Below are 22,665 nucleotides of genomic sequence, written 5' to 3'. Positions count from 1 at the left end.
TAGTTAATAAACACTCATTTCAATAACCCGCAAAAACAGAAAAATGAAAAAATATTCACTCATCATACAAATCGTCTTACTATTTTTAACACTATGCTTTCAGCCGGTTTTGTTGTTTAATATCTGCCATTATTTGTTCTTTTGGTAAGGTTAAGATGACTATTCCCTCTTTTTTAAAAATTTATAATGAAATCATCAGTATTCCATCAATTAGTGCGGCAGATGCGACGATTGATCAAAGTAACCAGGCACTGATTAACCAATTAGCTGAATGGTTCGAAGCACTTGGTTTTCGTATCACTATCACCCCTGTGCCCAATACACGCAATAAATTTAACTTATTAGCCAGTTATGGCGAAGGTCGCGGTGGCTTATTACTGAGTGGTCATAGCGATACGGTTCCTTTTGATGAGGGGCAATGGCAAAAAAATCCTTTTCAGTTAACCGAAATCGACAATAAATTATATGGCCTAGGTACCGCTGATATGAAAGGATTCTTCGCCTTTATTTTAGAAGCACTACGGGATATTGATTTAACTCAGCTTAAAAAGCCCATTCATATCTTGGCCACTGCCGACGAAGAGACGACCATGTCTGGCGCGATCTATTTTGCCAAAACAGCCAGCCTGGCGCCTGACTGTGCCATTATTGGTGAACCGACCGGACTGGTACCGATTCGCGCCCATAAAGGCCATATTGCTAATGTGATCAAAGTGATCGGTAAATCGGGACATTCAAGCGATCCGGACAAAGGGGTGAATGCGATTGAAATCATGCATCAGGTGATCGCCCGGTTATTAACGCTACGGGATAAATTGAAACAGCAATATCATAATGTAAGCTTTGCTGTGCCCTATCCAACCATGAATTTAGGCCGTATTCATGGTGGCGATTCAGCAAATCGGATTTGTGGCTGTTGTGAACTGGTGATGGATATTCGTCCTTTACCTGAAATGTCGATCGAAAATCTCTATGACTTATTGTGCCAAGAGCTGGCGCCGGTGATAGCCCAGTGGCCTGGTCGCTTATCGGTGAGTTATCAAAATGATCCGATTCCAGGTTACGAATGCCAACCCGATACACCGGCACTCAAAGCGATTGAAGCGTTAGTGGGACAGCCAGCTGAAACAGTCAACTATTGTACTGAGGCGCCTTATCTGAATCAATTGACTCCAACTATTGTTATCGGCCCAGGTTCGATTGAACAAGCCCATCAACCCGATGAGTTTCTTGATATGGACTTTATCAAGCCGACTGACTTACTGCTCAAACAGTTCATTCAGCGTTTTTGTCAATAAATATGCATAAAAAAAGGCGGCTAATTAAGCCGCCTTTTTATCAAGCTAGAAGTCTTGAATCATCAATACAACCGATCACCTTATCGACGTCACCGGTCTATATCGATATAGACCTATTCAACCAGTCCTGCCCCTCGCTTACGATAAGTACCACTTCTTAATGCTTCAATGCGTTTATCGAGCGGCGGATGGGATAAGAAGAGTTCTGATAATGACTTTTTACCGCCATTAATACAAAAAGCTGCAATCGACGCTTCTTCTTTCGGTTCACTGCTGCCTTTTAAACGATTTAAAGCCGCAATCATATTATCTGCACCAACTAATTCCGCAGCTCCGGCATCGGCCCTAAATTCACGATGACGCGAGAACCACATCGCAATAATACTGGCTAAAATACCAAAAACAAACTCAAGCAGCATCACAATCAAAAAGTAGGCGCCTCTGCCCATCTCTTTATTACGTTCAGACAGTGCGGAAGCGATGACCTGCCCAAGTACACGAGAAATAAAAATTACAAAGGTATTTAATACGCCCTGCAGCAAGGTCATGGTCACCATGTCCCCGTTAGCAATATGACTAACTTCATGGGCCAGCACAGCTTCAGCTTCTGTACGCGTCATGGTGGTTAACAAACCGCTACTCACTGCAACTAAAGAGGCATCACGGCGTGCACCAGTGGCAAAAGCATTCATGTCAGGCGCTTGGTAAATGGCTACTTCGGGCATTTTAATGCCGACCCGATCAGACTGTCTTTTCACTACATCAAATAACCAACGTTCCTGCTCAGTACTCGGCTGCGCGATGACTTTTGCACCCACTGAACGTAAAGCCAAGGTTTTAGACAATAACAGGGAAATAATAGAGCCCGCAAAACCGAAAATGGCGGCAAAAATCAGTAAACCGGTGAAACTTTGCGAATCAATACCAAACAGACTCAGTACGATACCAAAAATAAACATCACCGCTAAATTAGTTAATAAAAAAAGACCTATACGTAACATGCATATCCTCTTTAAGCAGATAGTAGCCAATCAAATCAGCCCTTATTATCTTATGTCTACTGGCAATAATCAATCTATCAAATCAATCGTAATCAACCGTGATATAAGGCTGCCAGTACAATCAATTAGATCTTTTTCATATCAATCACAAGTCTAAAACGGCTATAAACAATGATTGCCAACAGAACACTGGCGCAAGCAATAAACAGATCAAATAAAATCGCATATTTCACATTGGTTGCCGCCAATTTTGGTACTACACTGGGCACAATATAAAATGAGATACCGCTTAAGGTATACATCACACCAACTGCAATGCCTTTAAACTTAGGAAACAGCTGCTGCATCACCACCAGCGTCAATTGTAAAACCCCACCAGCCGCAGTCACCCCCATAAAAAAGGCGCAAATCCGACAAACAAGTGGCGTCGGTGACAGATAAAAGACTAACAACACACAAGCAGATAAAAATGGTAGAATAATAATACACTGCACCGGTTTAAGAAATTTTTTGACTAAAAAGGCGGTCAAAAATACCGAAATAATCGAGCCGGTGCTGTAATAACTAATCAGCTGCTTGGCTTCGACTTCCGCCATATTCACCGCGCGAATTGCAATTTCCGGCATCCACTGCATAATTACCACAAAAGTAGCTGTCGTGGTAAACCCCATCAGAATCAAACAGAGTCCCTCAATATAGATCTTAGGTTGACCGGTAAAATAACATCCACACGGTATCGTTTTATCTGCCGAAGCGATCAGGGTATCTTTAGAGGGAAAGCGCCTTGGGGCGAGTAGCAGGCCATTGATCAATAAATACACACTAAAACCAATAAATGCCCAGCCATACCAAATCTGGGATTGATAGATTACAGTCACAATCAAGGGTAACACTAAGGTGCCAATCGAAATAAAGGCTTTGATTAAGACACTCGCCGTACCCGCAGAGTGTGGATAGCATTCCGTTAATGCCGGCATCGAGCCGGTATCTAAAAAAGAGTTGCCCGCCCCCACAATCACCGCTAAATAGAAAGCAACCGTGGTATCAGTGCAGTGGATCATGCCCAGAAAAAAGATCGCATAACAGATCATGCCAAGATAGATAAAGGGTTTACGGCCAAACTTATCCGATAAAACACCGCCCAAAAACATGAATAAAACCTTTCCAATACCAATACCGGCCGCTATTTTACCTAATCCTTGTACATCGGTATGAAACTGCGCCATCAACGGCACAGAAAACTGCATAATGGTTATCAGTGCAATACTCTGAATGATGTAGTTGGCATAGAGTGACCCCACGATCGGTAGCGGATTGTTTTTACTCATCTTGATAATTTCCTGTGCACAATATTCAATCTTAACGATAAAACGAATCGGATTTATTGACATAATTTATTTACATATTACTGCGTTAACCTGTATGAGGAAAGAACAAATATAGACATTCAGCATAAAGTATCGGCTAGGTCACAAAGTGATTAATGTTTTTGTTATATTGTCAAAGCGATATTGAAAATAGTATCGCAGACTCATCATCCTTTTGATTTAATTTAACAAAATTATCGATTTAACAGACTTAACGCCTTAGATTAGACGAAATATCGTAAATATTATTCATGCTTTTTCACAGAATCGACTATACTTTATTAACGCTCTATTGGCGCTCTCAGTGAGCCGTTATTTTTTAGGTTATCTTTTTCACGCGAACAATTTCATTAAGGGGACTTTTATGAGTCAAATTACGTTACCCAGTTTATATGGTATTATCGGTTATCCTTTAGGACACAGTATGAGTCCACTGTTACACACCACCGCCTTTCGGGATCTGGGTATTCCGGCTGTGCTATTACCCTGGTCAACACCACCGGAAAAACTGGCCACCTTTGTTGAATCTATGCGTTTACTCAATATCAAAGGCTGCTGCGTCACCATTCCACACAAACAAACCGTGATCCCTTTCCTTGATGAAGTCACCGATCGAGTAAAAGCGATTGGGGCGGCGAATCTGATTTATTGGGATGGCGACAAACTATGTGGTGATAATACTGATGTACTGGGTTTTATGGCGCCATTGGAAGAGAATCCGGCAGCACCGGAACTGAAAAAAGTGCTATTGCTAGGCGCGGGCGGCGCGGCGCGTGCTGCTGTGGTCGGTCTGCAAACACTCGGTTATACTGATATCACCGTGACCGATATTGCGGCTGATTTACCGGTCACCTTAGCCAAAGAGTTTAACCTACAAGTCGTTGACTGGGATAAGCGTGGCAGTGTTGAAGCGGATATCGTGATCAATTCAACGCCGCTCGGCATGCAGGGTAAATTTGAAAGCCAAACTGCCTATGACACTGAGTGGTTTAAAGGTAAAAAAGGCCTAGCATACGATATCGTTTATACGCCATTTATGACACGTTTTCGTCAAGAAGCTGAAGCCGCTGGCTGGCGTAGTGTGTCTGGCCGCGATATGTTTATCGCCCAAGCCGATGCCCAATTTAAAACCTGGACCGGTCAAGGATTATCAGCGGGCGCCAAACAAGTGGTGATTGATACCTTAGCAGAGAAATAATCTTTTCGCTAAAAATAAAAATGCTGGCTTATGGCCAGCTTTTTTTATGACTATTTATCAAGAAAAACCTGTTATTAACTAATCGGCATCACGTGAAAAATTCATCTCTTTATAACGGACAAATTTGGTTTTTTTGATCAGTTTATAGCTAAACATAATAATGAAAAATAGTGGAATACCAATATAGGTTGCTGTGGCACCATACCAGTCAATTTGATCGCGTAAGAAGGCCTCATAGTTCTGTCCGAGTGTGATAATCAAACAGAGCACAAATGCAAAAATAGGACCAAAAGGGAAAGCGCTGGCTTTATAAGGTAGCTGTGATAGATCATAGCCTTGTACCATTAACCCTTTTCTAAAACGATATTGACTGATGGCAATGCCTAGCCAGGCAATAAACCCTGTCATACCGGATAAGTTAAGCAACCACAGGTAAACATCTTTATTTTCAAACATCGAGGTTAAGAAGCAGAGCATCGCGACAGCCGTGGTGGCAAACAGAGCCCGACGCGGCACACCAGATTTAGATAATTTGGTGAACATCTTCGGCGCTTTGCCCTCTTTGGCTAAGGCATAGAGCATACGGGTTGAAGCATAAAGACCCGAATTACCCGCCGAGAGCACTGAGGTAAGAATAACCGTATTCATGATAGCCGCAGCGGATAATAAGCCGGCATTTTGGAACACCAGAGTAAAAGGACTGACACTGATATCGCTTTCGTCATTGCGTAGCAGACTAGGATCGGTGTAAGGAATAATTAAGCTGATAATAAAAATAGCCAGCACATAGAACAGCAAAATACGCCAAAAGACCTGTTTCATCGATTTAGGAATATTTTTCTCCGGATCTTGCGATTCACCGGCCGCGATACCAATAAGCTCAGTACCCTGAAAAGAGAAGCCAACTATCATGGCGATCCCGATCATCGAGGAGAATCCGCCGACAAAGGGCGCCTCACCAATGGTCCAGTTATGCCAGCCCGCATTCGGCGCACCACGCAAGATGCCGATAATCATCAGCGCCCCCACAACAATAAACACCACGACCGTCACGACCTTAATCAGTGAGAACCAAAACTCTGCTTCACCAAACCCTTTAACGGAAATATAGTTCAGTAAGAAAATGACACTGAGAAACAGCGCACTCCACAGCCAGCTGTAACTGCCGGAGACATCAAACCAGTATGAGATCACCAATTGTGCCGCCACTAAGTCAACTGCAACGGTCACCGCCCAGTTATACCAATAGTTCCAGCCAATCGCAAAACCAAAAGACTCATCAACATAACGCGAACCATAAGTGGCAAACGTTCCCGAAACCGGTAAATAAGCCGCCAGTTCACCTAAGCTGGTCATTAAAAAATAGACCATTAAGCCGATTATCATATAAGATAATAGCGCGCCAGCAGGGCCGGCATGTGCGATCGTCGCACCAGAAGCGACAAAAAGCCCGGTACCAATCGATCCACCTATGGCGATCATGGTTAAATGTCGAGCTTTTAAATCTCTTTTTAATCTTTTTTGCATAATCCATCAACTTTAAAATAAAAAACGAGAGGGATTTTATCAAAATATCACGAGGATAAAAGCTTTATTTTAGCCTAAGGTGCGGTTTCTTTTTCGAGTTTGGCTAAAAAGCATAGTGCTTGTTGCCGGTTATCGCCACACATCTCCGCATTCGGCTGTAATTGACCACAGACCGCAGGTCTGGCGGGATCATGAAAAATCCGGCAGCGGTAATCACTATCCAAGTGCGGACAGGCAAGATTGGCCGGCTTTCCGGCCGGCATTTCAGGCATTGCGCTGGAGATAGACGGCGCAATACAACAGGCGCCACATTTTGCTCGACATTCCATTTTTTCTTTATGTCCAAAAATAGTGATGGAGACAATAATCAGTTAAGGTTAAAATAACTCACGAAAATCGTGTATCCAATTAACTGTATATTGTACAAGAAGACAAAATTATGGCAAAAGCAAATGAAGTCAAACGCGGTGATGCGTTAAATTATAATGGTAAATTATTAGTTGTTAAAGATGTTGAAGTGCAAAGTCCTAGTGCACGTGGCGCCAGTACGCTGTATAAAATGCGTTTTAATGATGTCAAAACCGGTATGAAAGTTGAAGAACGGTTTAAAGGTGATGATATTTTAGAGACCGTACAATTAACCCGTCGCCCTGTCAGCCTCTCTTATGTAGATGGTGATGAGTATAATTTCATGGATGATGAAGACTTTACCCCGTATATCTTTAAAAAAGATCAAATTGAAGACGAACTACTGTTTATTCCTGAAGGGGGCATTCCGGGTATGTCGGTGGTCATGGTTGATGATCAGCTCATTGCATTAGAGTTACCGCAAACCGTTGAACTACAAATTATTGAAACGGCGCCCGGCATTAAAGGGGCTTCAGCCAGTGCGCGTACCAAACCTGCCACACTCTCAACCGGTTTAGTGGTGCAGGTGCCGGAATATATCAATAATGAAGAGAGACTGAAAATTCATGTCGCGGAAAGACGCTATATGAGTCGCGCAGAGTAATCGATCGCTACAATAGTTAATATGTACATATATCAAAGCTCACATCGACATGATGTGAGCAAGTCATTGGCAAATTTATATAAATAACTATTTATTTAAATTTAATCTGTAAAATCAATGGATTATAAAATTGAATCAATATAATCAAAATAAGCTACACAAACGCTTACGTCGTCAAGTCGGTCAGGCCATTGCTGATTTCAATATGATTGAAGAAGGCGATCGGGTGATGGTTTGTCTGTCGGGCGGTAAAGATAGTTATACCCTGCTCGATATTCTGCTGAATTTAAAGCTGAGCGCACCGGTTCATTTTGACCTGATTGCGGTCAATCTTGACCAAAAACAACCGGGCTTTCCGGCTGATGTTTTACCGAACTATCTTAAGCAACTAGGCGTTGAATATAAAATTGTGCAAGAAAATACCTATGGGATTGTGAAGGAGAAAATTCCAGCCGGTAAAACCACTTGTTCGCTCTGTTCACGTTTACGCCGCGGTATTTTATACCGCACCGCAACCGAAATTGGGGCGACCAAAATTGCTTTGGGCCATCACCGCGATGATATCTTAGAAACCCTGTTTCTCAATATGTTCTATGGTGGTAAGATGAAAGCGATGCCACCAAAATTGATGAATGATACCGGAGAGCATATCGTTATTCGTCCGTTGGCCTATTGCAAAGAAAAAGATATTATCCAGTATGCGGATATTAAACAATTCCCGATTATTCCGTGTAATCTGTGCGGCTCTCAGCCTAATTTGCAACGTCAGGTGATTAAAGAGATGCTGGTTGATTGGGATAAAAAGTTCCCAGGTCGTATTGAAACGATGTTTAGTGCGACGCAAAATATCGTCCCTTCCCACTTATGCGATACACAGTTATTCGACTTTAAAGCGATTCGCGCTGGCGATGACGTGATTGAAGGTGGCGATCTAGCCTTTGACCGCGAACAGATGCCAACCCCACAGTTTGATGTAGCCAAATTAGCCGATGAAGATCTGATCTTGTGGAAAGAAGCGCAGTAAATCAAACAGGGTAGCCCAGCTACCCTAGTCTGCTAAGATTATATTCAGCTCGATAAAACCGACATCATCAATTATCACTAGATGATGCAGCCGCTGCCCATCATAACCTTAAGAGAACGCTTTCAACTCAGACTGTACCAGCCATCTTTTCTCGGCTTTTCTAAATAACCAAATCAGTACGCTGCTAATCATTAAATATAGCGCGGCGGCAATGCCATAGGCATAGAAGGTCTCATAAGTATCAGCATTAATATCACGAGCAATTTTTAAAATATCCGGCACCGTCGCGGTAAAGGCTAGCGCAGTGGAATGGAGCATTAAAATGATCTCATTACTATAAGCTGGTAACGCGGTACGGAGTGCTGAAGGCAAAATAATGTAAGCATAGAGCTTAAAGCCAGAAAATCCGAATGCCCGGGCGGCTTCAACCTCGCCATGCGGCACATTACGAATCGCCCCGGCAAAGACCTCGGTAGTATAGGCACAGGTATTGAGGGTAAAAGCCAGTATCGCACAATTCAGACCACTGCGAAAAAAGGCGTTTAACATCGCGGTATCGCGCACCACCTCTAACGTATAAAAACCGGAATAAAAAACCAATAGCTGCACATAGAGCGGCGTCCCTCTGAACACATAGGTAAACAACCAAATCGGTAAGCGAATCCAAGGTTTGGATGAGACGCGGCCAATGGCTAAGAATAGCGCGAGAATGCCGCCCATCGTTACCGAACTCACCAGTAACCAAAGTGTCATAGCCAGACCGGTCATGTTGTAACCATCACTCCACAGCAGTGAGCGCCAGTATTCGTCAATAATATCAATCATAGAATGGTTTTCTTCATACCTATCGAGTAATGTCTCTCAATCCACCATAAAATAAGGTGAGAAACCGTGGTAAAAAACAGATAAAAACCACCGGCAACTAGTGCAAAGTAAAGCGGCTGATGTGTCACAACGCCGGCTAATTTGGTGACTTTAATTAAATCTTGTAAACCTAAAATAGAGACCAGCGCCGTCGCTTTTAAAATCACTAACCAGTTATTGGCAATACCGGGTAAAGCAAAGCGCATCATTTGTGGAAATAAAATATAGACAAAGGTTTGTCTGCCGGAAAAACCGAATGCTTTGGCCGCTTCAATTTGTCCTTTAGACACCGCTAAATAGGCGCCTCTGAATGTTTCCGTAAAGTATGCCCCATAGATAAACCCCAAGGTAATAATACCGGCGATCATCGGATCAATATCCACATGGGCAAATCCGAGCGCCTTGGTCAGCATATTCGCCCAGATCTGGACGCCATAAAAAACCAGCAACATTAATACCAGATCAGGAATACCCCGAATCACCGAGGTATATAATTTAAAAACGCTGGCAATCAGTCGATTTTTTGACAGTTTACCTAATGCGCCGAGCAAACCAATTGATATCGCCAACACCACGGCACAAATAGCCAACTGTAACGTAATCAACATCCCTTGCAGTAGCGCAGGCAAATACTCTTGAAACATAAAACACGCCTAATCTTTTATAAACAACCGGGGAGTCATCACAACGCAGCGCTGTGCTGTGCTTAGCCACCATAAATATCAAAATCGAAATATTTCGCCGCAATCGCTTGATACGTACCATCAGCACGAATCGCAATCAGGGCTTGGTTAAAGGCTTCTCTGAGTTCATCATCGCCTTTGCGGAAACCAAAGCCAGTGCCAACACCAAAATATTTGGTATCGTTAATCGCAGGCCCGGTAAAAGCAAAATCCTTGCCTTTTTCCTGCTTCAGGAAGCCCTCTTCACCGGCGACTTGATCTTGTAATGACGCATCCAAACGACCGGCCACTAAATCTTCATAAACCAAATGTTGATTTTGATAAGCAATCACATTCACACCTTGATTACGCCACACGGCATTGGCGTATGACTCTTGTGTCGTGCCTTGCTCAACCCCAACATTTTTACCGCGTAATGAGTCCGCTGTCGGCTGCAAATCAGCACCTTTAGGCGCGATAAGACGCGGCGCAACGGCAAATATTTTATCAGAGAAAGCGATCTGACGTTGACGCTTTTCAGTCATCGCCAATGCTGAGACCAACATATCGACTTTTTCAGATTGTAATGAAGGGATTAAACCATCAAAATCCGTCGCCACAAAAACACATTTAACGCCAAGGTGTTGACACATTGCATCGGTCAGCTCGACTTCAAAGCCTTTTGCCGTCCCATCAACATCCAGCCACTCATAAGGCGCATAAGAGGTATCACTACCAATTTTAATCACTTGGGGTAAAACGGCAGTTGTGGTATTGAGTACGCCCAATAACAGACCGATAGCTAAAAATGGTTTAATCATTCTCTTCATGATTGATATCCTTGATTTTACAATAATCTCTGAATAAAAAAACAAGCCAACAGCTTGTTTGATAAAAGATCATAAGACAGGTAACCGGTATTATAAGTTAATTACGGCTATTTTCCACATATGTTATGCAGATTCTTGATAATTCGTCGTTAAAATGTGCTAATGTCAATATGATAGACAAAAAAAATCGCTGGTTTTAGCCAGCGATTTTCATCTACCTCTATTAACGCTTAAGCTTGGGTAGCGACAATATTATCATCGACTAAATCAAGCTGTATCGTCTTCCCTGGGATTAATTTACCCGACAGCATCTGCTGAGCTAATGGATTTTCAATCTCTTGCTGTATCGCCCGTTTCAATGGACGTGCGCCGTAAATCGGATCAAAACCAACCTGCGCTAACTGCTCTAAAGCCGCCTCAGAGATGTTCAAGCTATAACCGCGCTCTTCGAGACGTTTTTCAAGACGAGCTAACTGAATTTTCGCAATCGCTTTGATATTCTCACGGCCAAGTGGATGGAACACCACCGTCTCATCAATACGGTTAATAAACTCAGGCCTAAAGTGTTTCGCTACAACCGTCATTACCATCGCTTTCATTTCATCATAGCTAGTGTCATCACGCCCTTGAATCAAATCTGATCCTAAGTTAGAGGTCATAATCACAACCGTATTGCGGAAATCAACCGTGCGTCCCTGACCGTCAGTTAAGCGACCATCATCAAGTACTTGCAACAGGATATTAAACACATCCGGATGCGCTTTCTCTACCTCATCGAGCAGGATAACCGAATAGGGTCGACGTCTGACCGCTTCCGTGAGATAACCGCCTTCTTCATAACCAACATAACCTGGCGGCGCACCAATCAGACGAGCAACCGAGTGTTTCTCCATAAACTCAGACATATCGATACGTACCATCGCATCTTCGCTATCAAACATAAAGTTAGCCAGTGCTTTACACAGTTCAGTTTTACCTACCCCAGTTGGGCCTAAGAATAAAAATGAACCAATCGGTCGATTAGGATCGGATAAGCCTGCCCGACTACGACGAATCGCATTGGATACCGCAACGACCGCCTCATTTTGGCCAATCACGCGCTGGTGTAAGTTCGCTTCCATATGTAGCAGCTTATCTTTTTCGCCCTCCAGCATACGGGAAACCGGAATACCGGTGGCTTTGGATAACACTTCCGCAATCTCATGTTCAGTCACTTTATTACGCAGCAACTTCATGGTTTTACCCTCAGATTGCGTCGCTAACGCCAGCTGCTTTTCCAGCTCAGGAATCTGACCATACTGCAGCTCTGACATCTTATTCAAATCACCCGCACGTCTGGCCTGTTCAAGCTCAGTACGGGCTTTCTCTAAATCGGCTTTAATGGTTTGGGTACCGGAAACTGCGGCTTTCTCAGCTTTCCACGCCTCTTCGAGTGAAGCGTACTCTTGCTCTTTGCTGTTTAACTCATCGCTCAGCATCTCAAGCCGTTTCTTACTGGCCTCATCGGTCTCTTTTTTCAGCGCCTGCTGCTCCAGTTTTAACTGAATAATCCGACGTTCAAGACGATCGAGTGATTCTGGTTTCGAGTCCATCTGCATGCGGATACTTGAAGCGGCTTCATCAATTAAGTCAATCGCTTTATCCGGTAACATGCGATCAGAAATATAACGGTGCGATAATGTGGCAGCAGCAACGATAGCCGGATCGGTAATTTGTACATGATGATGCAGCTCGTAACGCTCTTTTAGACCCCGTAAAATCGCAATGGTATCTTCAACCGTTGGCTCGGCCACATACACTTTCTGGAAACGACGCTCTAACGCCGGATCTTTCTCGACATATTGGCGATACTCATCTAAGGTGGTCGCACCAACACAGTGCAGTTCACCGCGCGCCAGCGCCGGTTTTAACATATTACCCGCATCCATCGCGCCATCGCTTTTACCAGCGCCGACCATTGTATGAATCTCGTCGATAAACAGGATAATACGACCCTCTTCTTTGGCTAGATCTTTCAGCAAGGCTTTCAGACGCTCTTCAAATTCACCACGATATTTAGCCCCAGCAATCAGTGCCCCCATATCGAGTGATAATACGCGTTTATTGCGCAAGCCTTCCGGAATCTCACCATCGACAATACGCTGCGCTAAGCCTTCCACGATCGCCGTTTTACCAACACCCGGTTCACCAATTAAGACCGGATTATTTTTGGTGCGGCGCTGCAAAACCTGAATGGTACGACGAATCTCTTCATCACGTCCAATCACGGGATCAAGCTTACCTTGTTCCGCGCGTTCGGTTAAATCAATGGTATATTTTTTGAGTGCATCGCGCTGATCTTCAGCATTGGCGTCATTCACGTTAGCGCCTCCTCTAATCTGGTTAATCGCCTGGTTTAATCGCTCTTGGGTTAAGCCGGCTTTTTTCATTAAATCAGCCAGTTTACCGTTATCTTCCAAAGCGGCCTGTACAAACAGTTCCGATGAAATATAACTATCACTATTTTTTTGGGCTATCTTGTCACACAGATTCAGCACCCGCACAAACTCATTGGACGGATGAATATCACCACCCGTTCCCTGTACCTGAGGTAACTTGTCAATCTCATTGGCTAAATTCTGGCTCAGCGTGGCGACATTGACACCCGCGGTCACTAATAAAGGTTTGACACTACCGCCTTCCTGATTGAGCAGTGCTGACATCAAATGAACAGGCTCAATATATTGATTATCTTTACCTAATGCCAGTGACTGGGCATCCACTAAAGCCTGTTGAAATTTATTGGTTAATCGATCTAAACGCATCGTAAAACTCTCCTTAAGCGTTAAATTGAATTAAGTGATAAAAGGAATAAACAACTTTCGATTCAGTGACTTAAATCTTCGCATAGTGATAAGATTTGTGCTTTTAAACTAATTTCAAGTAATTTTGCCATAAATTTTTTTATGCCGGCATCTGTTTTTCATCTTTTTAATCCCATCCGCCCAAACAGCTTCAGTCAGCCTAAAACTCAGTGATACCAAACATAGCTACGCAGCATAAGGTCATCAAAATTGGCGTGAACAATGCAACAAGATAAGCACCAGATCGCCGATTTTTAAGCAAAAAAAATCCCGCCTAAGCGGGATTTTTTCATCAGTGGTAAGCAGGATTATTAAGCCTGACCTTTCACTTCTTTTAAGCCATTAAACGGCGCTTTCGCTTCGCCTAACGCTTCTTCAATACGGATTAATTGGTTGTATTTAGCCATACGGTCAGAACGGCTCATTGAACCCGTTTTGATTTGACCGGCTGCCAGACCAACCGCTAAATCAGCAATCGTTGAATCTTCAGTTTCACCACTACGGTGAGAAATAACCGCGGTATAACCAGAATCTTTCGCGAGTTTAACCGCTGCAATCGTTTCAGTTAATGAACCGATTTGGTTAAATTTGATTAAGATTGAGTTGGCGATACCTTTATCGATACCTTGTTTGAAGATCTTAGTATTAGTTACAAATAGATCGTCACCGACTAATTGTACTTTATCACCTAATACTTTAGTTAAGTACGCCCAACCTTCCCAATCGCTTTCGTCTAAACCATCTTCAATAGACACGATTGGATAATCTTTAGTCAGCTGCTCTAAGTAGTGTGCGAACTCTTGAGAAGTGAATGAACGGCCTTCACCTTTCAGTTCATATTTACCGGTTTCTTTGTTATAGAATTCTGACGCAGCACAGTCAAGCGCAAGGACGACATCTTTACCTAATACATAACCCGCGTTAGTGACCGCTTCTTTAATACACGCTAAAGCATCAGCATTTGATTTTAAGTTAGGGGCAAAACCACCTTCATCACCAACAGACGTGCTCATCCCTTTGCTATGAAGTACTTTAGCTAAGTTATGGAAAATTTCTGCGCCCATACGTAATGCTTCTTTTAGATTTTTCGCACCGACAGGTTGAATCATAAACTCTTGCAGATCGATATTATTATCCGCATGTTCACCACCATTGATGATATTCATCATGGGTAATGGCATAGAGTAAGTTTCTGGCGTGTTGTTCAGTTCAGAGATATGTTTGTAAAGAGGAATGCCTTTTGATGCAGCTGCCGCTTTTGCATTCGCTAAAGAAACCGCAAGAATTGAGTTTGCACCTAAGTTAGATTTAAAGTCAGTACCATCAAGATCTAACATGATCTGATCGATATCTGCTTGATTCGTTGCATCTTTACCGATTAATGCTTTGGCAATTGGACCATTAACATTGGCAACCGCTTTTAATACACCTTTACCTAAGAAACGTGATTTATCACCATCACGAAGTTCTAATGCTTCACGTGAACCAGTCGATGCCCCAGATGGAACGATAGCTAAACCAACATAACCACCTTCTAAATGAACTTCTGCTTCAACAGTTGGGTTACCGCGTGAATCGATCACTTCGCGACCTAATACTTTAACGATTTTTGCCATGTGTACTTTCCTCTATTATGACATAGTAAAAAATTAAAAAATAATTCTGCTGTTAGTCTTTGTGCTGACCATACTCTTTTGCTGCTTTAATAAAGCTGGTAAATAACGGATGTCCGTCACGTGGTGTTGAGGTAAATTCCGGGTGGAACTGACACGCAACAAACCAAGGATGATCAGGATTTTCAATTATTTCAACTAGTTTTCTATCAGTCGATAAACCGGTTACCTTCAAACCAGCTGCCACAATTTTTGGCAACAGATTGTTATTCACTTCATAACGGTGACGATGGCGCTCAACAATCGACTCTTTCTGATACATATCGCGAACGCGTGTATTCGGTTCTAAATGACAGATTTGGCCGCCTAAACGCATAGTACCACCTAAGTCACTGGTCTCTGAACGGTGTTCAACATTGCCGGCTTCATCGCTCCACTCAGTAATCAGACCGACGACGGGCATCGGCGTATCTTTGACAAACTCAGTCGAATTAGCCTGCGCCAAACCAGCCACATTACGGGCAAACTCAATTAAGGCAACTTGCATCCCTAAGCAGATGCCTAAATAAGGAATTTTCTGTTCACGGGCATAACGCGCCGCTAAAATCTTGCCTTCCACGCCACGGTAACCAAAACCACCAGGGATTAAGATACCATCTAAACCATGCAGCAACTCTGCGCCACGAGCTTCGACATCTTCTGAATCAATATAACGAATATGTACGGTAATACGATTTTTTAAGCCACCATGTTTTAAGGCTTCATTCACTGATTTATAAGCATCCGGTAATTCAATATATTTACCGACCATACCAATAGTGACTTCACCAACCGGATTGGCTTCTTCATAAATTACCTGTTCCCACTCTGCCAAATTAGCTTCCGGGCAAGTTAAGTGAAAACGCGAACAGACGTAGTCATCTAAACCTTGTGATTTGAGTAGTGCTGGGATTTTATAGATAGAATCGACATCTTTTAATGAGATAACCGCTTTTTCCGGTACATTACAAAATAGGGCAATTTTAGCGCGTTCATTAGCCGGTACTACGCGATCTGAACGACAAATCAGAATATCAGGTTGGATACCAATTGATAGCAACTCTTTCACCGAGTGCTGCGTTGGCTTAGTTTTCACTTCCCCTGAAGCGGCTAAATAAGGCACCAGGGTTAAATGCATAAATAGGGTATGTTCACGGCCCACATTCACCGCTAACTGACGAATCGCTTCTAAGAATGGCAGTGATTCAATATCACCAACCGTACCGCCGATTTCGACAATCGCCACATCAAAGCCTTTTGCGCCTTCGATCACCCGATCTTTGATCGCATTGGTTATATGCGGAATCACTTGCACGGTAGCACCCAGATAGTCGCCACGACGCTCTTTTCTTAACACGTCAGAATAGATGCGACCGGTAGTGAAATTATTTTTGCGGGTCATTTTAGTGCGGATAAAACGCTCATAATGACCAAGATCGAGATCCGTCTCAGCACCATCTTCAGTCACAAATACTTCGCCGTGCTGAATAGGACTCATAGTGCCTGGATCCACATTGATATAAGGATCAAGTTTTAGCATGGTGACTTTTAAGCCACGCGCTTCTAAAATTGCCGCCAATGAAGCTGCAGCAATACCTTTACCTAGCGAGGAAACGACGCCGCCTGTAACAAAAATATAATTTGTGACCATAATAAACCGATTAACGTTGAGATGAATAATGCCCCAAAAAAGGGCTCGTTTTAAACTTATCAGACGGGATATTAGTTTAACAGAAAGCAGAATTGGCGACAATGAAAATTACATTAAATCGACGTTATACCATTGCAGACATCGCCCCACATTATGCCAGATTTCAGTTACTCTATGTTCTTTTTATCGTCATCTATCGCAACAAACTGCCAGAGATCGTGTCCCTTATCGCAATCCGGCTATTTTACGGCTTCCGCGGTTTGATTATCTATTAAGATAGTTAAAAGATCCTGTTAAGAAGATTTTACAATTCGGGCAAACATCTGCTTAAACAGATTAGGGATAGCTTGCAGTCCTCTGGCTCTGGCGTCATCACAAATGGCTACGGCTAAATCCGGTTTAGACGATTTATGAATGGCTTTTTGAATAATACGGGAGATCGGCATATCAATATGGGCGGTGGTGCCACAGGCCATCATTTTATAGATATGGCTAAAGCCATGCCGGAACATAAAGTTTTCCATATCTTTAGCCGGCAACACCGTTAAATAATCATCCAGCTGGCGCTCCTGCGGACAGAGCGATCGCACGGTGTCGGCATATTTTTTACCGGCTTGATCACCATCCGTCAACACATGCCAGTGAATGCCCATCTGCTGGGCATATTTTATCAGTGGTTTCAGGCCACACTGCGCAAACTCAATGATCTGTACCCCTTCAGAGTTCAGGTAATAGCCCGCTTGTTCCGCCAGTTCGCGTAAAATCCACACCTCGGTCTCACCTTCAACCAATAACCAGGTACGGGCAAACAGCGCTGCCGAACGTCGATAGAGAATATGAAATTTAATCCGGCGCACATCACTATGTCCCAGAGATTTCTCGTTGACATGTTTGGCTTCAATATAGTCTGGATAGCGCTTTAGGCGATAAATCTGCATCAGCTCCGCCAGCGCCAGCGTGTCACTGGAGTTGGTGGTAATAATCTTTTGTACCGGCAGGTGACCAAGCAGATGCATCGCGACTGACAAAATAATCGGATGCAGCTGACTTTCCGGCTCTTCTAACAATAAAATCGGCATCGCAGCGGCTGACCAGGCCTGACCCTCTTCAGAGCACAGTAAACCAGTAAACACCGCTAATAAACTTAACCGGGTATACTCGTCCTCTAAACCATCCAGTGCATGATTAAAGCGATCAAGTACATTCCAGTCAGTTAAACTCGGCTGGTAACCCAGCGGTGCCTGCCGTTTCAGTTTATCGCGTTGATGGCTATCAACCAGATAATAGGACATTAACGCGCGCGCCACCTGTAATCCCTTAAATACGTCATCGCCACTGAGGCTAGTCTGTGCTGCTTTAAGCTGATGTGAGAGTAACTCCAGATAGTGATCAGAGAGGATTTCCGGGGAAACCCCTTTCATCTCATGCTGCAAAGGATTTTTTAGGCGCATCACCGGGCTTAGTCGCACCAGATACTGGCGACGTTCGGCTAGCTGGGCATCTGTCGCCATGACCTGACCTTGCCGATCTAAAAAATGGTAGGCCATCACGATATCATTGGCAGAGGTGCGGGTCGCCAGGATTTGATAGGTCAACTGTTTCAGGCCCTCTTCAGCCACTTCAGCAACCGGCTCAAACAGCTGATAAATCGGACTTTGCCACTGCCCCGACTGTTTTTCTGCAAAGGTAAAACTCAGCGTTGCCCGCTGTGACGGCAACGCCTGTTCGGCCGGCGCTGGCTGATCAGGCGTTGGCTGATAAAAATCTCGGGCGGTAAACGGATAATCTAGCTGCTCAGGCGACAGTAATGACAGCGCGCCGAGTAAACTCGATTTTCCCCAGGTATTCTCGCCAGTGAGCATCATCTGATTAGGATCGATATCTAATACCAGCTGATTGATACCCCGAAAACCGACAATCTCAACACGCTTTAAGTACATAGCAATCCTTTTCGACAAACATGGCTTGATTTAGTGCGGATGACCTATCCAGATCACCGATATCAATTACATATATAACACTTGTTTACCCGACTCAGTGGCTTTGGCATCGAGTGAGAACTGCTCAAAGAAATAGCCTAAATGATCGACTTTGTCACCCAGCAGGCGACCTTTCACTTTTTGCCAAGTTAACAGGATAATGCAGGTCTCAGGTTCACCGACAATCAGCATCGGTTGCTGCAGATCTTCATTCCAGTAAAACTCACCCCCATACAGGCGCCAGGCTGTTATCAGCAGATAACAGCCGTACTCTTGCGCCAACATATCGAGCTGCTCTTCGGAAATCTCATGATGTTTTGCTGAGATCTCATCGATAATAATCTCAACAGCACTGACACTTTTTTCACTATAATCGAGCTGATTTAAACTCCACGCTGGACTATTTAATACCGCGTTGTTTGACCAAGCATTAATCTCTTCAAATAACTCATTTTTTACCGTTGCCATAATCATCAACACCTATTTGTCATCATCTATAAATACTATTTTGGCTTATTCTACCCTGATTTAGCCTCAGCGTCATGTCTGGCTGCTCGCACATCCGGCAATTGATTGATCCCGCCAGATACGCTGGCCGTTCAAATCAATCTAACACATTACGTTTAGCGTCAGTTGCCACTGATGCAAATCGACAGGTTATTCACCTTTTTCCTGAGCTTTCACTTGCTGCCAGGCCGCTTCCATCTGCGCTAACGAGGCATCTTGCATGGTTATCTGCTGCGCGGCGATAATCTGCTCAACCTGTCTGAAACGCGCTTCAAATTTTTGATTGGCTTGTTGCAAGGTCGTTTCGGCTTTTTGTCCCAGATGACGAGATAAATTAACCACGGCAAACAGTAAATCGCCCACCTCCTCGGTGACCTTCTCTTGATCGACCACCGGTTGATTAACTTCGGCCATCACTTCCGCCAGCTCCTCTTTCACCTTAGCCACCACCGGACCTAGGGTTTCCCAATCAAACCCGACACTGGCACAGCGTTTTTGAATCTTTTCGGCGCGCATTAATGCCGGTAAGGTGTGCGGAATATCATCAAGTACAGAAAACTGCTGCTTCTCGGCTCTTTCCTGCTGTTTACGCTGCTCCCACTGCTTATCGGCAGGTAGGGTTTCACCGGCAAAGATATGCGGGTGTCGCCGTATCAGCTTATCGGTTATCGCCTGACAAACATCATAAAAATGGAAAAAGCCTTGCTCATCGGCCATCTCAGCATAAAATATTATTTGATAGAGCAGATCGCCCAGTTCAACTTTCAACTCGGCGAAATCCTGACGCGCAATCGCATCGAGTACCTCATAGGTCTCTTCTAAGGTATAAGGCACAATCGACGCAAAGGTCTGTACCCGATCCCATTCACAGCCAGTCTGAGGATCACGCAGACGCTTCATCACGGTTAATAACTGATTTAAGGCCTGTTCATCACGCTTTGGCACGGTTGACTCCTGATAAGTAGATAACGATTTATTATACGCGATCGCGCCGCAATACAAAGTTGATTTGAACGAATTTTTTAACCCGTCGAGTTGGCCGCCTGAATGGACTTTTAATCACTCATTCAACCTCACAAAGACCGGTTTTGCCCGAACCTTTATCTGATAACACGCGTAACATAGCATGAACCCAAAAATTGTATTCTTACTATCCTTAATACCCGTTTCTTAATACTGGTTTCTTAATACTCGTTCCTTAATAATGGTTCTTTAATAACAGTTCCTTAATGACAGTTCCTTAAGAATAGTCCCTTTATTCAAGTCCCTTAATACGATTCCTCAATACCTACAGGCCTGAATACCCGTCCCTGATATGGTCGGATGCCCTTTTAAAATGAAGGTATCGCTTGGCCGAGCTCACCAAGGGAAAAGGCCAAATCTACCGAGGCAATTAAGGCACTGGTATAAGCGTCAATTTGCGCAATTTGCGCGGTAAATAGCGTAATCTCGGCGGTATTTATCTCCGTGACCGTGCCCAAACCATTGTGATAAAAATCCACGCTGGCGGTATAACTTAGCTGCGCCGACCAAGGTTATGTGGGTCAAATAAGATTTAGTTGCCAAACAGCCGCTTTTCGGCTAACGTGATCGGCTTTACGCCATTATAAGCCGACATTGAGTATGACCCAGAAAACCGCTATCGAACTGACCATTGAGCCGCAGCAAACCACCCTCTATTTTGCGGGTCAGCAGCTTAATGTGCCGATCGGTAACCAGACCATTATCGGTAATCCCTTAAAACAGCTGCCGGCTTCACCGCGGGAAACCGAAACGGCGATTATGCAGATTGAAGATCAGATTATGCCGCTGTATGCCAAATTGCCGCCAGCGGGCCAGTTACACACTCATAATCCGCAGATTCAGCTGATGGCGCAGCTACTTGGTTTAGAAACCAAACCGAGTTGTGAAATCACCCTTAAACAAGTAGAAGATCTGTTTAACCGACTGGCCGATATTATTCACGGCAGACCGGCCAGCCTGGATAAGTTGCCCATCACCAGCGAATTTACCTTAACGTTACTGATCCTGCGTGAGATGCTTAATCACTGGCGCATGACGTCAGTCATCGTTGAGATGCCAGCCTGATACGTGTTGATATCACCCAGACAACGATCACTGCTGATTGCAGTCTGCCGTGATCGCTGTCAGATCGCTATCTGGGATAAGCAAAACTATTTGAATGACGCAATATTCTCACCAGCTGGGCTTTTAGTGCCGCATAAAGACCGACACCAAACCGGCCTGCATGGCAATAAAAAGTGGGTGACCGATCCCGTTAGCGATGATTGCCGCTGATGATGGTTGACAATCGATACCACACTTGGCGCTTGACCTTCTGGACAAATCAGTCTGACTGGATTAGGCCCCCGCCGCGATCAGTAACTGAGCAATATTGTGGTAGCCCTTCTCTTGCGCAAGCGTTAAAGGCGTTTTACCATATTTATCAGTCATATGCGGATTGGCGCCATGGCTTAACAGCAGCTGCACGATCTGTTGCTGTGTCTCGCCGCCATCATTCAGCACAATCGCTTCGAGTAACGGCGTCCAGCCGACAAAGTTAGTATGATTAACATTGATGTCGGTTTTTTCGAGTAGTTCACGCACAATCGCAATATGACCTTTTTCACAAGCTGGCGTGAGTCCAACGCCGCCAAAACGAGTTAACAAGTCCAGATTAGGTTGTGCGGGTAACACCAGCCGCAATAAGGTTAAATCATTATTTAAGCAGCTCAGCAAAAACGGATTAAAACAGGTTTGATCTTGTTTATTTACATCCGCACCGGCCTCAATCAACCAAGCCACACAGTCATAATGTTGATGCAAACTGGCATTAATCATCGCCGTGCGGCCTTGCCGGTTGGTCACATTGATATCCACGCCCATCTCAAGACAACGTTTTAAGCAGGTTAACTGTCCCTGCGCTGCCGCGCTGAGAAACGTTTCAGCTAAGCTGCTCTCTTTTGCGGTATGCGGCGTCAGGGTATTATCTTTTAAGGGACTGTTTTCTGAAGGACTATTTTCTAAAGCTCTGTTCTGTGCGGGACTAGCCTCTAAAGTACTAGTCTCTAAGGTATTTTTATCTAAGCTACCTTTGTCTAACATACTATTTGTCATCGCGCCGCTCCTTGATTGATGACAGGTATTATATCACCAATAGCGCAATCCAATGTAAAGATGATTGAAGTGAATGAGAGCATAAACGCGGCGATAAATAAACCGCCTCGGTTGAAATAGTCTGAATTCTTAT

General features: G+C 44.0%; 21 protein-coding genes. 6 read left to right on the top strand and 15 right to left on the bottom strand.

The features are described 5' to 3' along the window. The first annotated feature begins 155 nt into the window (after positions 1–155). On the top strand, positions 156–1,298 hold the full coding sequence (argE, locus tag RHO15_04610; GenBank protein ID WVD64799.1) for an acetylornithine deacetylase: 1,143 nt from the start codon (positions 156–158) through the stop codon (positions 1,296–1,298). 113 nt (positions 1,299–1,411) lie between these two features. On the opposite strand, the gene htpX is transcribed toward argE, so the two are convergent. Both htpX and RHO15_04600 read right to left on the bottom strand, forming a co-directional pair. Beyond that, positions 1,412–2,299, bottom strand: coding sequence for a protease HtpX (gene htpX / locus RHO15_04605; GenBank protein WVD64798.1), 888 nt, complete (start codon positions 2,297–2,299; stop codon positions 1,412–1,414). 125 nt (positions 2,300–2,424) lie between these two features. Next, complete coding sequence (locus tag RHO15_04600; protein ID WVD64797.1) at positions 2,425–3,627, bottom strand: MFS transporter; 1,203 nt, start codon at positions 3,625–3,627, stop codon at positions 2,425–2,427. Between the two features lie 403 nt (positions 3,628–4,030). Here RHO15_04600 and RHO15_04595 point away from each other — a divergent pair, with 403 nt between their 5' ends. Further along, positions 4,031–4,864 carry a shikimate dehydrogenase gene (locus RHO15_04595; protein WVD64796.1) on the top strand — a complete coding sequence of 278 codons (834 nt, stop codon included), beginning with the start codon at positions 4,031–4,033 and terminating at the stop codon, positions 4,862–4,864. 78 nt (positions 4,865–4,942) lie between these two features. On the opposite strand, the gene RHO15_04590 is transcribed toward RHO15_04595, so the two are convergent. Both RHO15_04590 and RHO15_04585 read right to left on the bottom strand, forming a co-directional pair. After that, on the bottom strand, positions 4,943–6,391 hold the full coding sequence (locus RHO15_04590) for an amino acid permease (protein ID WVD64795.1): 1,449 nt from the start codon (positions 6,389–6,391) through the stop codon (positions 4,943–4,945). A 74-nt stretch (positions 6,392–6,465) separates the two neighbouring features. Then, positions 6,466–6,720: a YkgJ family cysteine cluster protein gene (locus RHO15_04585; GenBank protein WVD64794.1), complete on the bottom strand. Its 255-nt coding sequence runs from the start codon at positions 6,718–6,720 to the stop codon at positions 6,466–6,468. 110 nt (positions 6,721–6,830) lie between these two features. On the opposite strand from RHO15_04585, the gene yeiP reads away from it, so the two are divergent. Both yeiP and ttcA read left to right on the top strand, forming a co-directional pair. Continuing rightward, positions 6,831–7,403 carry an elongation factor P-like protein YeiP gene (gene yeiP, locus RHO15_04580; protein ID WVD64793.1) on the top strand — a complete coding sequence of 191 codons (573 nt, stop codon included), beginning with the start codon at positions 6,831–6,833 and terminating at the stop codon, positions 7,401–7,403. A gap of 130 nt (positions 7,404–7,533) precedes the next feature. Continuing rightward, on the top strand, positions 7,534–8,427 hold the full coding sequence (gene ttcA / locus RHO15_04575) for a tRNA 2-thiocytidine(32) synthetase TtcA (GenBank protein WVD64792.1): 894 nt from the start codon (positions 7,534–7,536) through the stop codon (positions 8,425–8,427). A gap of 108 nt (positions 8,428–8,535) precedes the next feature. Here the strand turns inward: ttcA and RHO15_04570 are convergent, their stop codons facing one another. From RHO15_04570 to pyrG, 6 genes are all read right to left on the bottom strand, one after another. After that, positions 8,536–9,252, bottom strand: a complete 717-nt coding sequence (locus tag RHO15_04570; GenBank protein ID WVD64791.1) for an ABC transporter permease — start codon at positions 9,250–9,252, stop codon at positions 8,536–8,538. Beyond that, a complete protein-coding gene (gene hisQ, locus RHO15_04565; protein WVD64790.1) occupies positions 9,249–9,935 on the bottom strand; it encodes a histidine ABC transporter permease HisQ in 687 nt (228 codons plus the stop codon). The genes RHO15_04570 and hisQ overlap by 4 nt, the downstream gene beginning before the upstream one ends. A 62-nt stretch (positions 9,936–9,997) precedes the next feature. Further along, positions 9,998–10,774, bottom strand: a complete 777-nt coding sequence (locus tag RHO15_04560; GenBank protein WVD64971.1) for a transporter substrate-binding domain-containing protein — start codon at positions 10,772–10,774, stop codon at positions 9,998–10,000. Between the two features lie 239 nt (positions 10,775–11,013). Beyond that, a complete protein-coding gene (clpB, locus tag RHO15_04555) occupies positions 11,014–13,587 on the bottom strand; it encodes an ATP-dependent chaperone ClpB (protein WVD64789.1) in 2,574 nt (857 codons plus the stop codon). A gap of 350 nt (positions 13,588–13,937) precedes the next feature. Further along, positions 13,938–15,242 (bottom strand): phosphopyruvate hydratase, encoded by a 1,305-nt coding sequence (gene eno / locus RHO15_04550; GenBank protein ID WVD64788.1) that lies wholly within the window; start codon positions 15,240–15,242, stop codon positions 13,938–13,940. 52 nt (positions 15,243–15,294) lie between these two features. Continuing rightward, positions 15,295–16,929, bottom strand: coding sequence for a CTP synthase (glutamine hydrolyzing) (gene pyrG, locus RHO15_04545; GenBank protein WVD64787.1), 1,635 nt, complete (start codon positions 16,927–16,929; stop codon positions 15,295–15,297). A 101-nt stretch (positions 16,930–17,030) separates the two neighbouring features. Here pyrG and RHO15_04540 point away from each other — a divergent pair, with 101 nt between their 5' ends. Next, positions 17,031–17,204 (top strand): hypothetical protein, encoded by a 174-nt coding sequence (locus tag RHO15_04540; GenBank protein ID WVD64786.1) that lies wholly within the window; start codon positions 17,031–17,033, stop codon positions 17,202–17,204. 18 nt (positions 17,205–17,222) lie between these two features. Here RHO15_04540 and RHO15_04535 read toward each other — a convergent pair whose 3' ends face one another. The 4 genes from RHO15_04535 to RHO15_04520 all read right to left on the bottom strand — a co-directional run bounded on the left by RHO15_04535 (position 17,223) and on the right by RHO15_04520 (position 20,917). Beyond that, the gene (locus RHO15_04535; protein ID WVD64785.1) at positions 17,223–18,869 is read right to left on the bottom strand and encodes a DUF2813 domain-containing protein; all 1,647 of its coding nucleotides are present in this window, start codon (positions 18,867–18,869) and stop codon (positions 17,223–17,225) included. A gap of 66 nt (positions 18,870–18,935) precedes the next feature. Continuing rightward, positions 18,936–19,376 carry a hypothetical protein gene (locus tag RHO15_04530; GenBank protein ID WVD64784.1) on the bottom strand — a complete coding sequence of 147 codons (441 nt, stop codon included), beginning with the start codon at positions 19,374–19,376 and terminating at the stop codon, positions 18,936–18,938. A 189-nt stretch (positions 19,377–19,565) separates the two neighbouring features. After that, the gene (gene mazG / locus RHO15_04525; protein ID WVD64783.1) at positions 19,566–20,360 is read right to left on the bottom strand and encodes a nucleoside triphosphate pyrophosphohydrolase; all 795 of its coding nucleotides are present in this window, start codon (positions 20,358–20,360) and stop codon (positions 19,566–19,568) included. 386 nt (positions 20,361–20,746) lie between these two features. After that, positions 20,747–20,917, bottom strand: coding sequence for a hypothetical protein (locus RHO15_04520; protein WVD64782.1), 171 nt, complete (start codon positions 20,915–20,917; stop codon positions 20,747–20,749). 121 nt (positions 20,918–21,038) lie between these two features. Here RHO15_04520 and RHO15_04515 point away from each other — a divergent pair, with 121 nt between their 5' ends. Continuing rightward, a complete protein-coding gene (locus RHO15_04515; GenBank protein WVD64781.1) occupies positions 21,039–21,503 on the top strand; it encodes a hypothetical protein in 465 nt (154 codons plus the stop codon). Positions 21,504–21,776: 273 nt separating this feature from the next. Here RHO15_04515 and RHO15_04510 read toward each other — a convergent pair whose 3' ends face one another. Next, positions 21,777–22,532: an ankyrin repeat domain-containing protein gene (locus RHO15_04510; GenBank protein WVD64780.1), complete on the bottom strand. Its 756-nt coding sequence runs from the start codon at positions 22,530–22,532 to the stop codon at positions 21,777–21,779. Positions 22,533–22,665: the final 133 nt, after the last annotated feature.

The sequence above is a fragment of the Orbaceae bacterium lpD01 genome (genome assembly GCA_036251705.1).
Taxonomy (GTDB): Bacteria; Pseudomonadota; Gammaproteobacteria; order Enterobacterales; family Orbaceae; genus Utexia; species Utexia brackfieldae.
The sequence above is the reverse complement of the archived record's forward strand: the minus strand, read 5'-3'. Positions and strand labels throughout refer to the sequence as shown.